The following is a 14760-nucleotide window of genomic DNA, read 5'->3' as shown; positions in this document are numbered from 1 at the left end:
GCCGCTACGGCCAAAGTCTGGGATCAAGAAAAGTCTCATCCCTAATTGCGATGTTTTCGGGAGCACGTTTCGGATTTGAGGCTGCCCTGAGCGCAGACTGGAGTTGCTCCAAGGACTCAATCCCAACAACGACTCTCGATACATTGGGGTAGCTTAACACGTGCCCTAAGCAGGCCTCTGCGAGTCCAGCACCAACCCCTCGTGCCCATTCATCGAAGGGTCGTAGTTCCTTTGCCCACCGGTCGAAGCTTGGGGGTCTCGCCGTGGAGTCCCGAAGCAAGAGTCCCTGGAGGAAAACTGATCTCGCCTGAAACTCGGTGGAGCAACTGGCAGTCCAGCCTGCGTCGGCAAGTCTCCGATCCACGACGCTAAGCGGGCCTTGAACGACACCTATCGGGTATTTCTTGCTGAGGAGGTTCAGCTCGACTGGATTGTAAATGGATACCCCAACCGAATCGCAAATGTCATCGTCTCGAAGCTTCAATAACGCGCTATACAGTTGCTCGCCGTTTGGCTTCATCAACTGCAATGGGCGGTGAAGGAGTACGCACTTAAATTTGTCTAACCGGACACGGCGCAACGAGCCCTCGATCAGTCTGTACACCTGACCTTCGAGCGGACGATTAAGGTCGAGCTCTGGGAGTTTTGTGGTTACGTCCCAGTTCCTTACGCCAACCTCCCCCAAGGCGGATTCGGCAGTTCCATAGGCAATGGCAGTGTCGAGTTGAGTGACTCCCGATTCCCAAGCGAGCCTGAGAATTCTAGAGACAGTTTGGAGTGGGGTCTGTCTTCCTGACCCCATTCCATAAGGGAGGCCAAACTGCGCGGTGCCCAATATCAATCGGTTGGTCACTGTATCCCAAAAGGCCTGAAATAGCCGGCAAAGTCGAACGAAAACTCCCGGACCAACCTCACACCGGGTAGGTCGTTAGGGTACGAGGTCGATTAGCGCAGTTGCTACCTGCGCCTGCTGAAGGGATGTGATCGAGGGAAACATCGGAATGCTCAGACACCGGGCGTAGAACTTCTCGGCCCCCGGGAGTTCGGCGTACGCTCCCAACCGCTGATACCACGGCTGCTTATAAACCGGGATATAGTGCACATTTACTCCGACTCCTGCGGCACGCATGCCCCGAAAGACCCCGTCACGGTCTTCAACGCGGACAATATAAAGGTGCATTGCTGACCTATTCGCAGGATCACGTCTAGGCACATCGACATGATCCCCTAAGAGCCGGTCATAGATTGCAGCAACCTGTAGCCTTTTTTCTACGAACTTGTCAAGTCTGTTGAGTTGTGACAAACCAAGCGCTGCCTGCACATCCGTCATGCGATAATTAAAGCCTAGGCAGACTTGTTCGTAGTACCACGGCATAGGAGAGGGGAGTGACATTTCAGACACCTCCTTAGTTATGCCATGCGTACGGAATAGCTGCATTCTGCGCGCTAAATCTGCGTCGTTTGTCACCGCGAGTCCGCCCTCGGCGGTGGTAATGATCTTCACCGGATGGAAGGAAAACACGGTGATGTCGCTAAAAATGCAGGACCCGACAGGGCTTGACTTGTGGCGTGCACCGATGGCGTGGGAGGCGTCTTCAACGATGTGAAACCCATACCTCTGACCCAATTGCCACAGAGCCTCCATGTCACAGGGCTCCCCCGAAAGATGGACCGGAATAACCACCTTGGGCAGAACCCCTTCCCTTTCGGCGGAAATGAGCTTCTGGGTTAGGGCAGGAACGGAAAGGTTTCCCGTCTCCGGGTCAACATCAACAAAATCGATATGCGCGCCGCAGTACGCGGCGCAGTTGGCGGAGGCTACGAAAGTGATCGGACTTGTCCAGACATAATCGCCTGGTCGGACATTTAGGGCCAGACAGGCGATGTGTAGCGCGCTAGTCGCACTGTTAGCTGCAACCCCGTGTAAGGCCTGGCAGTAATCCGCGACAGCCCTCTCAAATTTTGGTACAATTGGTCCCTGGGTGAGAAAGTCCGATTGCAGGACGTTTATCACGGCCTGGATATCACCTTCAGAGATCGACTGGCGACCATATGGGATCATGGCTTCAGACACGAAAGGTCGGGTCGACGTGCTCTCTAATTAGGACTCTCAGCTGCGCTACTGACAGGAAGTCTTTGTTTGATTCGCTGTCGTATGCGAACCCAGGGGGCACTCGCGATCCGCCCATTTCGGATGCGTAGTCGTCGGGATTCAACCTTCCGGCGACCGGCAAAATCGCGAAGTAGTCCCCGAGGTCGACTGTGTAGAAGGAGTCACTAGCTGTGATCATCTCCTCGTGGATCTTTTCACCCGGACGGACACCTATGATCGACTGCTCACAGTTTGGCGCAACAGCGGTCGCGACATCAGTGATTCGATAGCTGGGGATCTTTGGCACGAAGATTTCGCCGCCTCTCATGGTCTCATGTGCCCACAGGACCATGTCGACGCCCTCGGCCAGGCTAATGTTGAACCTTGTCATTTCGGGATCGGTAATCGGCAAAACCCCCGAAGACCGAAGCTTGAGAAAGAACGGAATGACTGACCCCCGACTACCCATGACGTTGCCGTACCTCACCACGCTTAGCCGGATATCACGCTGGCCTCGAATGTTGCCGGCCGCGGTAAAGAGTTTGTCAGAACAGAGCTTCGTGGCACCGTAGAGATTGATTGGGGCCGCGGCCTTATCCGTCGACAACGCCACAACCTTGGAGACGCCAACTTCCAGGCAGCTGTCAATCAGGTTTTGCGCCCCAAGAACATTGGTTTTGATTGCTTCGAAAGGGTTGTACTCTGCCGCAGGCACCTGTTTGAGTGCAGCGGCATGCACGACGGTGTCTATCCCCTCAAGAGCTCGACGCAAACGGTCTTTGTCTCGAACGTCGCCTATGAAATACCTGATTCCGGGGTATCGCTCTGGCGGGAACTCGAGCGACATTTCGTACTGTTTGAGTTCGTCGCGACTGTAAATGACGAGTCGGGGTATGTCGGGATTCTGCTTCAGCAGCCTCCTAACAAACGCTTTTCCGAAGGAACCTGTCCCTCCTGTAATCAGAATACTTCGATCTTGGATCATCAAAACTGGGCCGTTTGATTCGAGTTCGTTTGCTCCACGGAGGCGAGTCCGCCAGGTAGCATGTGGACCATTAAGTCACAGTTTCGCAGGGTTGACAGCCTGTGCGCTACCATGAACACCGTGATGTTCGCGCCCAAGGCATCGATGCCCTCCATGACTGATTCTTCGGTCGAACTGTCAAGGGCACTCGTCGCCTCGTCGAGAATCAGGACGTCGGCCTTGCGGTAAAGTGCACGTGCGATCCCAATTCTCTGACGTTGGCCGCCGGAGATTCTGACACCCCTTTCGCCAACTTCGGTGCTGTACTGCTCGGGCAATCCTTGAATAAAGTCGTGAATACGAGCACGTCGGGCAGCCTCAACAACGCGCTCGCGATCGATTCTCTCTGGCGGCTCTGCGAACGCGATGTTGGATTCAATGCTAGCATCAGTGAGAAATATCGTCTGCGGGACATGGGCGATTCTTGCCTGCCAATGCGGCAGCGCTGCAGCATCCAACGGCTTTCCGTCCACCAGAATCTTGCCAGTCGAAGGGGTTAAGAGACCCATTACGAGGTCCAGCAAGGTGCTCTTGCCGCATCCAGTTTCGCCGACAATCCCAATCCTCTGGCCCTTGCTGATCTGGAGGTCGATGGATCTGAGGACGAATGGCAGGTCAGAGGCATACCGAAAGCCGAGCTCGCGCAAAGAAATGTTCTTCGTAAATGGGAACAGCAGGGGGTCCCCTTGTGCCGCAATCTCTTCGGGCAGAGCAGTGTCAAGGAGAACGGCGACATCATCAATATTCCCTCGGTTTCCCTTGATCGTACTCCAGGCCGCATAAATGCGCTGAAACAGCGGCAGCAGCCGCTGGGCGCCGAGGGCGAGGGCCGCCAAGGCCGGCAATGCCGTAGCGAGCCCTCCGTCTCGCTGGGCGATGAGCACCGCCAAACCGGCGATGACCCCGATGCCGAGGGCCTCGACGACATATCGTGGTGTCTGGCTCCAGAGATTGTTCTGCGAAATTGCCCGGTTGTAGGCAAGGTGGGCATTGGCGAACCTCGCTTTGTGTACAAGCTGGCTTCCATCAAGGAGGATGTCACGGATGCCTCCGAGGCCCTCCTGCATATACTTCACACGCAGGGTCTGGCTCTGTCCAATTATCTTCGCGTTCCGTGCTAACATGGATCGAGACAGTCCCCCTACGGCCACATATATGAGTCCGAAGAGACCGGCCGCTAGCCCGGTCAGCTTGAACTCGATGGCGAAGAGCCCGCCCAGGATAAACGTTGAGAGAATCGTGGCCACGGTCATGTCGAGTGCGGGGGTGAGGACGCCCCGGATGACTCCATCCACCTTTGAGACGGAAGCGATGATTTCGCTCGTATTCTTCGAGACGTGGAATAAGTAGGGCTGATACAACATCTGTTCGTAAATCTTCGCCCCTAACTCGTACCCCACCTCCCGCGCGAAATGGACGCTCGCCCAAGCAAGGCCGAGCCGAATACCGGCCGCGACAACCACGACCGCGAAGAATATGATCGTCATGGGTACGATCGCCGAATCCCCCTCCGACCACCCGAGCAACCCTAGCGCGGTCGCAACCAGGGGGCTCTCCACGGCGGAAGTTGGGTCCGAAAGAAACCCGATGAACGGAATTACCGCGCCAAGTGTTGCTAGCTCAGCAACCGCCCCCGCCAGAGACAGTCCCAGTAACATCGCCAACTGCAGTCTTCGGGATCGGCTGAGCCAGCGGAGCACAGTCTGAACACTCTCACCCATTCGGCTGCCGGGTATTGATATTCGTTCGGAGCTGATTTGTCTGGTTGTGAGTCGATGTCGCCTGTGGGACTTGGGCGTGATGACTGCCGGCAGCAAGGGCAAGGAAAAGCCACCCAGTCTTGACTCCCAGGAGCTGATTCCCAGCTAGCAGCACGGCGACGGAACTCAGCAACACCATTCCAACGGCATCTCCATGGTAGCTCCATTTTTCCCAGGCGGCTCGCCCTACCCTCCAGAGAAAAACCCCAAAAACCAGCAGTCCTAGGGCTCCCACGTAGATCGCGACTTCAAGAAGGACGTTGTGTGGATTAATTGTGGCTCCAAATAGATCTTGGGACCACGCCGAAAATCCGGTCGCGCCAATTCCGAGGAGCCAGTTGTCGGCAATCACCGGGAGGACAAGCACCCACAGCGCCAGTCGACCGCCTGCATCGCCGTCGGTAGCAATTTCCGCTAGGCGTTCAAGCAAAGTCCCAGACTGCAGTACAACCACGAGGGTGCTCGCCAACAACAGCAGTGAGATGAGTATTTGTCGCCGACTACCGTCGAGTCCGCCGCGATTATGTGTTGAAGATCTGGGAAGTCCGAGGACAAGTAGACCGGCGATTAGCACGACTAGTGCTGATCGGGACCCGGTCAAGACTAAAGCCCAAAGCAGAAGACCCGAGAATCCAACCGCCGCTATTGGGTGAATCCGCATGCGGCCACCCACACCCGCCAGCGAGGCTCCAACGATCGCCAAAGCCGATGCCAGCTTCATCCCCATTTCGTTCTCGTTTGCGCCGAAAACACTGAGGCGCATGTCAGCATTAAGGCTGGTGCCGACCCCAACCACCATGAGTACCGACACAATCAAAGCCCCAAGCACAAACCCTCGGAGCGCCCATTGAAAGGCCCGCTTATCAAGAGATAGGTGGTTTAGCACCAGCACGAAGACCGCTATGTTGAGTAACAACACTCCAGGGAGAACAGAGACGCTAGAGCTACCAGCGTTTGCTAGATTAGAGCCGACAAAGAGCGCTACAAAAAGCAACAGGGGCGTCCAGAAGTACGCCTCCGCACGGCCCAGCAAGTAGGTCCCGTAGTCGGGGAATAGGGACAGGAGATAGAGAAAGCCTGTCCCTTTGGCTAGCGAGAAGGACCCCAAGGCTGACTCAGGCACCAAGGACTCCAAGTTCAGGGAGCAGGCATAGAGTGCCAGCGCCCAGCGACGATATTCAGGCAAGCCTTTCAATCCAAAATGGCTCCGCGGATCTACTGGACACCCGCATGGCTTTTCTCGGGAATCTCAAGCGTCTTCCACTAGGTAGGTTGGCACCGTCCGCGCCAAGCCCTGAGCTGCGGTGAACTCGGGTACATAGCCTAGAAGGTTGACCGCCTTGCTTATCTCGGCTTGCGAGTGCCTTACGTCCCCCTCTCTAAATTCCCTGTAGGTTGGCTCAAGTGGATAAACTACCCCGTGGACCGACAGGATGTCTCGAATGAGCGTGAACAGCTCGTTCAGCTCGGTTCTATCGCCTACTGCCACGTTGAAGACCTCCGATCCTATCCCATCGGCGGTGGCTGCCCTCAGGTTCGCCTGAACAACATTATCGACAAAACAGAAATCTCGACTCGTCTTGCCGTCTCCGTTGATAAAGACCGGCTCGCCGGAAATCATGGCTTCGATCCATCGAGGGATCACGGCCGCGTACGCGCCCGCCGGATTCTGCCTCGGTCCGAAAACATTGAAATACCTAAGGCCTACACTAGAGAGCCGGTAGGCCTTCCAGAAGACGTCGGCATAGAGTTCATTTACGAGCTTGGTCACGGCATATGGCGAAAGGGGGGCACCAATTGTCGCCTCTACCTTGGGAAGACCAGGGTGATCGCCGTATGTGGAACTAGATGCCGCGTAAACGAACCTCCGTACTCCCTCATCACGCGCGGCAACAAGCATGTTGAGGAATCCATCTATGTTTGCGGAATTCGTGCGGATTGGATCGTTCAGGGATCTAGGAACGGACCCTAGGGCTGCCTGATGCAAGATCACTTCGGCTCCGGCACAGGCCGACCTACAGTCATCTAGGGAGCGGATGTCGCCTTCTATAAACGAGAACCGGGCCCAAGCCTCTGGGCCGACGTTATGCTGCACTTCAGTCAGATTCCGCCTCGAACCAGTCTCAAAGTTGTCGAGCCCGACAACATTTCGGCCGAGTGACAGAAGATGCTCGACCAGATGGGAGCCTATGAAACCGCTGGCGCCCGTGACTAGCCACTGTGAAGGCAACTCTGCTTGATACCTAAGGGCCTGGTCGGGCATGTGATGAGCTTGCGATTTCCTGAGTTCTATTTAGTCGTCGACAGTCCGGAGTGGGTCGACGGTCAAGAATATTCCTTCCACACGACCCGCTTCACATAGTCTGTGTAGCTGTGAATGATTCGCACCACCTTGTCCGAGACGTTTGGAGATGTGTAATCTGTGACGGGCAGGACGCTGCGTGAAGCTAACCTCCCCTGAGCCTCAAGCACGCGAAGAGCCTGGATGACCCTCTGGCAATTGAGGCCCACCATCATGACCGCTGCCTCTTCCATGCCTTCCGGGCGTTCGTGAGCTTCTCTAATGTTCAGAGCAGGGAAGTTCAGTATCGACGACTCCTCGGTGATGGTGCCACTATCTGACAGCACAGCTTTGGACGCCTGTTGAAGGGCGACGTAGTCGAAAAAGCCTAGAGGCTTCAGGAGCCGGACCTGGGTTGGAAGGGTGAAGCCGGACTGGTCAAATCGTTTCTTCGTCCTGGGGTGTGTCGAAACAATGATGGGTAGCAAATAGGTCTGGCTCAACACTTCTAGAAGCTCGACCAATTGACGAAAATTTCGGTCACTGTCAATATTCTCTTCCCTGTGGGCGCTGACTACAAAGTACCCAGTCTCTTGAAGTCCAAGCACCGATAGAATCTGAGAGGACTTGATTTGGGGAGCATAATGATCGAGGACCTCACGCATCGGGCTACCGGTCTTAATAACTCTGTCCGGGTCTAATCCCTCTCGAAGCAGGTATTCCCTGGCGATATGGCTGTAGGTGAGGTTTACGTCCGCCGTATGGTCCACGATCCGCCGATTCGTCTCCTCGGGGACGCGTCGATCAAAACACCGATTTCCCGCCTCCATGTGAAAGATTGGGATTTTCAGGCGCTTCGCCGGGTATACAGCCATACAGCTGTTTGTGTCGCCAAGCACCAGAACCGCATCGGGCCTCTCGGTCCTGAAGACGCGGTCGCTGCCTGCGATTACCCGTCCAACCGTCTCCGCCGGACTCCCTCCGTGGATTGCGCTCTCCAGGAAGTGGTCCGGACTGCGGATTCCCAAGTCGTCAAAGAATACTTGATTCAGCTCATAGTCATAGTTCTGCCCCGTATGGATCAAGACGTGTTCGCAATGGCGGTCAAGAGCGGCCAGCACCCGCGAAAGCCTGATGATCTCGGGCCGGGTGCCGACAACGGTAGCGATCTTGAGTCTCTTCATGCTGGGTAGTTTGAGCGGACAGGACGGCGATAAAATCGGCCGATCCCTGCGACTATCCTCGGGAGATGCCGTGGTACGTCAGGTACCAATCGACGAAGCGACTGATGCCTTCCTCAAGCTCGATCTTGGGTCGATAGTTTATCTCCGATTCAAGCCCAGAAACATCCGCAAAGGTCTCTACAACATCCCCGGGCTGCATGGCGACATACTTTTTTATTGCAACCCGGCCAAGTGCCGCTTCCAGCGTTTCGACGAAACTTAGAAGCTTGACCGGCTGGGAGCGCCCGATGTTGAAAACCCGGAATGGCGCAGCTGTCTCGCTGCGAACGCCAGGCGTTCCGCTAGCTCCCCGTGGAGGGGTAGGGAGAATCCTCACAACACCCTCAATCACGTCATCTACATACGTGAAGTCCCTTCTCAGATCTCCGTGGTTGAAGAGTTTGATGGGGCGTCCCGCGAGGATGGCGCTCGCAAAACTGTAGTAGGCCATATCTGGACGTCCCCAGGGGCCGTAGACGGTGAAAAACCTCAATCCGGTTGTCGGGACCGAGAAAAGGTGTGCGTAGGAATGAGCTAGTAGTTCGTTAGCCTTCTTCGTTGCCGCATAGATGGAAACCGGGTGGTCCACCCGGTCTCGAGTCGAAAAGGGTACTTCACGGCTGTTGCCGTACACAGAGGACGAGGAAGCAAATACGAAGTGCGCGGGCCGGACCGCTCGGACCAATTCCAAGACGTTCGCGAATCCGACCAGATTGCTGTCAACATATGCGTCAGGGTGGTCAAGCGAGTAACGAACCCCCGCTTGGGCAGCCAGATGAACCACGGCGTCGAATCCGGTGTCAGAAAGTCGGGAAGTCGAGCGCCTGTCTGAAATATCCAGCCGCTGGAAATCGAACTTGGATTGCTGCTGCAGGATGTCTAGGCGAGCCAGCTTGAGCGCCGGATCGTAGTATGAATTCAGATTGTCTATTCCTTTCACTCGAAAGCCAGCTGACAAGAGGCGTCGGCAAAGATGAAAGCCGATGAAGCCTGCAGCTCCTGTAACAAGCACTTGACCTTCTGCCATGGTGACCGCGGTCGTGACGAACTTTTGTAAATGCCGCTCTCTTCGGGCACAATACTGCTACTCGATCCGGCCAGCCGAAGTGAGTGCTTTAACGGGCGTTCCCCGCAAGGACCCTCTGAATACTATCGCTTCCGCGCCTAGCAAGTTGCTAGGGAGAGTTGCGCGCTGCGGAGACTAATGCTACCGCTCACGTGAAACAACCCTGTCCCAACTGGTCTCGTTGAATTGTCAGAGATCGGTGGATCCGGAGCTGCGATTCTGAAAATCGGGTTCCAACCATGCAATCAATCCACTGTAATACTCGATCTTGCGGCCATGGAGAGTCGCAAATTCACTACCTACTGAGTCAATCGAGTGGTCTCGATGAAAGAGCATCGCGTACTGGCCTTTGTTCAGGCCCGCACTGGTTCGTCACGGTTCCCCGGCAAGGTTCTTGAGGACATTGAGGGCTGGCCGTTGATAGGATGGGTATTGAATCGGCTGGCGATGGCTTCCAGTCTCGAATCAGTGACGCTTGTTACTTCGAAGGAGTCCACGGATGACGAGTTGTGTGGAGTCGTCGAGAGTCTGGGATTTCCCGTCTTTCGCGGTAGCGAGTTGGATGTACTCGACCGTTACTACCGGGCGGCTCTAGAGACGTCCGCAGAAACGGTGGTCCGCATCACGGGTGACTGCCCATTGATCGACCCGAAGATCGTTGATTCCGTCGTTGGACTCCATCTGAAGTCGGGCGCTGACTACTCATGCAACATCGCCCCGCCTACTTTTCCAGATGGACTTGATACGGAGGTCTTTTCCTTTTCCGCGCTCAAGGTTGCTTGGAAGAACGCGACACGCCTGTACGACCGAGAACACGTGACCTCCTTCATGCGGGAATCGGGACGGTTCCACACCGAGAACTACTCCTGTGACTTTGACTACTCAGGAAGCAGGTGGACCGTCGATGAGAAGCCAGACTTGGATGTGGTGCGCTCGGTCTGCGCCCATTTTCGGCCACAGAGACACTTCGCTTGGACGGAGGTGAGAGAGTTGGAGGTTTCGGAGCCGTGGCTCTTTGTGAGGAACAGAGGAGCTGAGCGTAATGCAGGCTCGGCTGTCGGGAGCGGCCAAAAGACTTGGCGGCGAGCGAAACAAGTAATCCCGGGCGGAGGGATGCTGCTTTCGAAGAGGCCAGAGATGTTTCTCCCTGGAAAGTGGCCTGCGTACTACTCCAAGGCTCGCGGTTGCCATGTGTGGGATCTGGATGGCAATCGGTTTCTCGACGTATCGCTAATGGGAATCGGCACGAATCTCCTTGGATATGGCAATCCGGAAGTGGATGCTGCAGTGAAGAAAGCTGTCGAGGCAGGTAACATGAGCACGCTCAACTGCCCGGAAGAGGTTCTGCTGGCCGAAAAGCTGTGCGACATGCACCCTTTTGCGGAGATGGTTCGTCTAGCTCGAACGGGCGGAGAGGCGAATGCGATCGCCATTAGAATCGCGCGCGCTGCATCCGGACGGGACACGGTGGCCTTCTGTGGGTATCACGGATGGCATGATTGGTATATCTCGGCAAATTTGTCGGACGACGCAGGCTTGGACGGACACCTCCTGCCCGGTCTAGACCCGCGCGGTGTCCCGAGAGCACTGAAAGACACAGCGCTTCCGTTCCAGTACAACCGACTCGATCAGCTTGAGGCTATCGTGCAGAATAACAATGTCGGCGTGATCAAGATGGAAGTCTCCCGCGATTCTGGTCCGGCACCCGGCTTCCTGGAAGGAGTGAGGCGCTTGGCTGACCGCATAGGCGCCGTACTTGTCTTCGACGAGTGCACGTCGGGGTTTAGAGCGGAATTCGGGGGGCTTCATAAACTCTACGGAGTCGAACCTGATCTCGCCATTTTCGGAAAGACTTTGGGCAATGGCTACGCAATCACCAGCGTGGTGGGCCGTCGGGAAGTCATGGAGGTGGCGCAGTCCACGTTCATAAGCAGCACGTTCTGGACCGAGCGAATTGGCCCGTCGGCTGCTCTAGCAACGCTCAGAGTGATGGAGCGAGACAGGTCGTGGCAGTATGTCACCGACCTCGGAATCTGGTTACAGGACCAGTGGCGGCAACTCGCAGCCAGTCACGGGATCCCGCTCGTCGTTACTGGAATCCCTGCACTGTCCTCATTTAGAGTCGACAGTGTGAATTGGCTTCAGTACAAGACACTCATCAGTCAAGAGCTCCTGAAGTCGGGCATGCTTGCCACCAACGCGATATATGTTTGTACACAGCACACTAGAGATCTATTGCAACCCTACCTCGAGGCACTGGGGCGAGTATTCGCCATGATCAAGCTCTGCGAGGACGGCCGGGAAATAGGAGAACTACTTGAGACAGATGTGTGTCACTCAGGATTTAGGCGCCTTACCTAGGTCGCAATCTCCACGCGGACGCGAGAATCGCAGCTAGGTAGACTATTGGCAACTAAGGATCTAGAGGAAGTACCGGCCCTGATCAGCCACGCTTTGTCTGAGGGTTGGCACCACTTGTTTCTGGTCAACAATCCCCTCGTTGGGATGCTCGCGCGAATGGTCCAGCGACGGTATGGGATCGAAGCGAGACGTGCGCTTGTCGTGCCGATTCGGCAGACCCACCTCGGACTGTGTGGCGGACGAACAGTGAGTCTAGAGCGTCGTTTGTCGGATCGGGTCGCCGCGAAAGTCCTGAGAACATCGTGGACGTGCCGGGCTCTGCATAGGAGCCTGCGGCGGCTCGATCGACCGTACGTCGTCTACTCCGCCTGGGCATACCCGGAGTTTCTAGCAGCCGTGTCCCGACGAAGGTGCCGGGGCCATCTGTTCATGGAGGAAGGCCAATTGGCGTTCTCGGCTTCGAAACCCCATTCCTCCGGCGGTCCGGCAAGGCAGTACGCGGATCTGTCTCAATATTTTCCTGACGGGGGCAGCGGGTTCTTGGCCATGCTGCCGGCCGCGTTCCCCTGGGTGGACGAGGAGGACAGGTACCTCGTACAAGAGTTCGACCATATCCGTGAGGTTTACACGCCCGGGCTGCGGGGCGTCGAAGCGATCGGCGTCCTGCCCGCACCAAGACGGATAAGTGACGACAATAGGGAGTATGTGCTAGAGAGTATCCTCCGGCATCTCAAGAGCCCAAGCGTGGTCAAGTTTCATCCAGGATTTTCGCACTACCCAGACTTGGAGTCGTGGTTTAGAAGTCGACTCGATGAGGAGACGAAAGGTCGCGTCCAGAGGTGCGATGACTCAATCGTCCTAGAAGCAGAAATGCTATTTGAGCGGAAGCGGCTGTATGGTCCGCGCTCATCCCTCCAAAGGTATGCGGAGTTCTTTGGCTCGCAATACGAGCTGGTAACTCAAACCAAATAGTCCGAGGGCCCGAGATGGGGCCCGCTGAATGACATGTGCGGGATTGCTGGAATTCTGACCTCCGGGGGGAGTTCGCGTTGTCAAACCAGAGATGTGCTTCTGCAGATGCGCGCTGCCTTGAATCACAGGGGCCCGGACGGTCAGGGGTTCTGGGATGATGGCGAAGTGGGGATTGCGCTTGCACACACCCGGCTGGCAATACTAGACCTGTCGGCGGCCGGACACCAACCTATGGTTTCTCCCAATGGCCGATATGTTCTTAGCTTTAACGGAGAGATCTACAACTCGGTGGAAGTACGATTGGCGTTGGAGCGCGAGCGCCGGGTTGACTGGAGGGGGCACTCCGACACGGAGGTTCTACTTCGAGCAATTCAGGAATGGGGGTTGGAGCGCGCCCTGAAGAAGTCTGTCGGGATGTTTGCCGTGGCTGTTTGGGACCAAGAGGGCCGGCAGTTGTCCCTGGCGCGGGACCGATTCGGGGAGAAGCCGCTCTTATACGGAAGATTGGGAGGCGATATTGTTTTTGCGTCTGAACTCCGAGCAATCGAGCAGCATCCGGCCTATGAGCGCAAGATCGACTTGCAGGCCATGGAGCTTTTCTTCCGGCGCGGCTACATACCAGCACCTCTTTCGGCGGTGGAGGGGATCCGGAAGGTGCTCCCAGGGCAAATCCTGAGGTTCTCAAGCGAGGTCGGGGAATTGGATCCCGCGCGCACAATCTACTGGAATCTTGACCATGCAGTAGGCAGGGCAAGGTCAACCGATGTACGGGGTGGCTTCATCGAATCACGAAACCAGATAAGGCGCCTACTTGAGCGGGCTATTCGTGGTCAGTTGCATGCCGACGTGCCCGTTGGGGTCCTGCTCTCGGGTGGAATCGACTCGTCGCTGGTTGCGGCGATTGCCCAAGGGGTTTCGTTGAGTAGTGTCCGGACGTTTACCATTGGTTTTGACGAAGCGGGTTTTGATGAAGGACATCAAGCTCGAGCGCTGGCCAAGCAGCTTGGAACGGAACACCAGGATCTCTACCTAGACGCGACATCAGTGCGGGACCTAGTCCCGGAGCTTGCCGCGACTTACGACGAACCGTTTGCAGACCCTTCTGCCCTGCCAACTCTCCTTCTGTCACGACTGGTCCGCGGTTACGTTACCGTAGCTTTGAGTGGGGATGGCGGTGATGAGTCCTTCTGCGGATACCAGAGGTACCTGGGCTCGAGAGTGCGTCAGATGTGGGTGATGAATCGAGCACTTGGGGGATTCCCAAGCCGGTCGCTGTTCAGAAGCATGGGAATTGCTGAAAGTGTACTCTCCTCTGCCCGCCGAGAGAAGTTGCGTAGACTATCCGCGCTCCTTGATGCCGAGGTGTCAAATAACTTTGAAAGCTTCTACACCTGGTACACAGCTAAGTGGCTCCGGAGCCCAATCCAGAGTGGGGGAGGCCCCCTCCCTGCAACCGCCGGTCCCCCTCTTGCTGGAATTGACTTTGAAAGGAGGATGATGGCACTCGATACGGCCTCCTACTTGCCGGACGACATCCTTGTTAAGGTAGACAGGGCAGCAATGTCCGTCGGGCTCGAAACACGCGCCCCATTTCTAGATCACAGGCTGGTGGAGTTCGCGTGGGGGTTACCGCTGCACTACTTAAGGACGGCGGACAAGGGAAAGCTCATCCTTAGGGATTTGCTCGACGAGCTAGTGGGAGGACGTCTTTCGCGCCTTCCGAAAAAGGGCTTCTCGGCGCCGATAGCGACGTGGTTAAGGGGGCCGCTCAGGGATTGGGCAGAGGACTTGCTTGCTGTGGGTCGGTTAGACGACCACGGGTGGCTGGACTCGGCTGAAGTTAGGCGACGTTGGCAGGAGCATCTAAGTGGGACGGTAGATTGGAGCGAGTCTCTTTGGGGGGTACTAATGCTGAATTCCTGGGCCTCCAAGTAAGCGGATCTCTGCGTGGGGCGGCAGCGGGACCCCCGGACTCATGGGT

At 56.3% G+C, this 14760-nt stretch carries 11 protein-coding genes; 3 read left to right on the top strand and 8 right to left on the bottom strand.

The window, feature by feature from the left end:
• Positions 1–4: 4 nt before the first annotated feature.
• The 8 genes from JJ896_15325 to JJ896_15290 form a co-directional block, all read right to left on the bottom strand.
• Positions 5–853, bottom strand: coding sequence for an aldo/keto reductase (locus JJ896_15325; protein ID MBO6781025.1), 849 nt, complete (start codon positions 851–853; stop codon positions 5–7).
• Between the two features lie 75 nt (positions 854–928).
• Complete coding sequence (gene pseC / locus JJ896_15320) at positions 929–2074, bottom strand: UDP-4-amino-4,6-dideoxy-N-acetyl-beta-L-altrosamine transaminase (GenBank protein ID MBO6781024.1); 1146 nt, start codon at positions 2072–2074, stop codon at positions 929–931.
• Positions 2067–3077 (bottom strand): UDP-N-acetylglucosamine 4,6-dehydratase (inverting), encoded by a 1011-nt coding sequence (gene pseB / locus JJ896_15315; protein MBO6781023.1) that lies wholly within the window; start codon positions 3075–3077, stop codon positions 2067–2069. Before pseB ends, pseC begins: the two co-directional genes overlap by 8 nt.
• Positions 3077–4774: an ATP-binding cassette domain-containing protein gene (locus JJ896_15310; protein MBO6781022.1), complete on the bottom strand. Its 1698-nt coding sequence runs from the start codon at positions 4772–4774 to the stop codon at positions 3077–3079. Before JJ896_15310 ends, pseB begins: the two co-directional genes overlap by 1 nt.
• Before the next feature lie 55 nt (positions 4775–4829).
• Complete coding sequence (locus tag JJ896_15305) at positions 4830–6062, bottom strand: O-antigen ligase family protein (protein MBO6781021.1); 1233 nt, start codon at positions 6060–6062, stop codon at positions 4830–4832.
• A 63-nt stretch (positions 6063–6125) separates the two neighbouring features.
• Complete coding sequence (locus tag JJ896_15300) at positions 6126–7139, bottom strand: SDR family oxidoreductase (protein ID MBO6781020.1); 1014 nt, start codon at positions 7137–7139, stop codon at positions 6126–6128.
• Positions 7140–7201: 62 nt separating this feature from the next.
• On the bottom strand, positions 7202–8341 hold the full coding sequence (wecB, locus tag JJ896_15295; GenBank protein MBO6781019.1) for a UDP-N-acetylglucosamine 2-epimerase (non-hydrolyzing): 1140 nt from the start codon (positions 8339–8341) through the stop codon (positions 7202–7204).
• Positions 8342–8393: 52 nt separating this feature from the next.
• Positions 8394–9407: a GDP-mannose 4,6-dehydratase gene (locus JJ896_15290; protein MBO6781018.1), complete on the bottom strand. Its 1014-nt coding sequence runs from the start codon at positions 9405–9407 to the stop codon at positions 8394–8396.
• Between the two features lie 363 nt (positions 9408–9770).
• Between JJ896_15290 and JJ896_15285 the strand changes: the two genes are divergently transcribed.
• The 3 genes from JJ896_15285 to asnB all read left to right on the top strand — a co-directional run bounded on the left by JJ896_15285 (position 9771) and on the right by asnB (position 14714).
• Positions 9771–11807, top strand: a complete 2037-nt coding sequence (locus JJ896_15285; protein ID MBO6781017.1) for an aminotransferase class III-fold pyridoxal phosphate-dependent enzyme — start codon at positions 9771–9773, stop codon at positions 11805–11807.
• A 429-nt stretch (positions 11808–12236) separates the two neighbouring features.
• Positions 12237–12779, top strand: a complete 543-nt coding sequence (locus JJ896_15280) for a hypothetical protein (GenBank protein MBO6781016.1) — start codon at positions 12237–12239, stop codon at positions 12777–12779.
• Between the two features lie 33 nt (positions 12780–12812).
• Positions 12813–14714: an asparagine synthase (glutamine-hydrolyzing) gene (gene asnB, locus JJ896_15275; GenBank protein ID MBO6781015.1), complete on the top strand. Its 1902-nt coding sequence runs from the start codon at positions 12813–12815 to the stop codon at positions 14712–14714.
• Positions 14715–14760 lie beyond the last annotated feature (46 nt).

This window comes from Rhodothermales bacterium (genome assembly GCA_017643395.1).
In the GTDB taxonomy this organism is placed as follows: Bacteria; Bacteroidota; Rhodothermia; order Rhodothermales; family UBA10348; genus JABDJZ01.
The sequence above is the reverse complement of the archived record's forward strand: the minus strand, read 5'-3'. Positions and strand labels throughout refer to the sequence as shown.

Excerpts from the sequence above, each read along its gene's own strand:
- pseB (MBO6781023.1), bottom strand. The coding sequence starts at position 3,077 with ATGATCCAAGATCGAAGTATTCTGATTACAGGAGGGACAGGTTCCTTC.
- JJ896_15310 (MBO6781022.1), bottom strand. The coding sequence starts at position 4,774 with ATGTTACTGGGACTGTCTCTGGCGGGGGCGGTTGCTGAGCTAGCAACA.
- JJ896_15300 (MBO6781020.1), bottom strand. The coding sequence starts at position 7,139 with ATGCCCGACCAGGCCCTTAGGTATCAAGCAGAGTTGCCTTCACAGTGG.
- wecB (MBO6781019.1), bottom strand. The coding sequence starts at position 8,341 with ATGAAGAGACTCAAGATCGCTACCGTTGTCGGCACCCGGCCCGAGATC.
- JJ896_15290 (MBO6781018.1), bottom strand. The coding sequence starts at position 9,407 with ATGGCAGAAGGTCAAGTGCTTGTTACAGGAGCTGCAGGCTTCATCGGC.
- JJ896_15285 (MBO6781017.1), top strand. The coding sequence starts at position 9,771 with ATGAAAGAGCATCGCGTACTGGCCTTTGTTCAGGCCCGCACTGGTTCG.
- JJ896_15280 (MBO6781016.1), top strand. The coding sequence starts at position 12,237 with ATGGAGGAAGGCCAATTGGCGTTCTCGGCTTCGAAACCCCATTCCTCC.
- asnB (MBO6781015.1), top strand. The coding sequence starts at position 12,813 with ATGTGCGGGATTGCTGGAATTCTGACCTCCGGGGGGAGTTCGCGTTGT.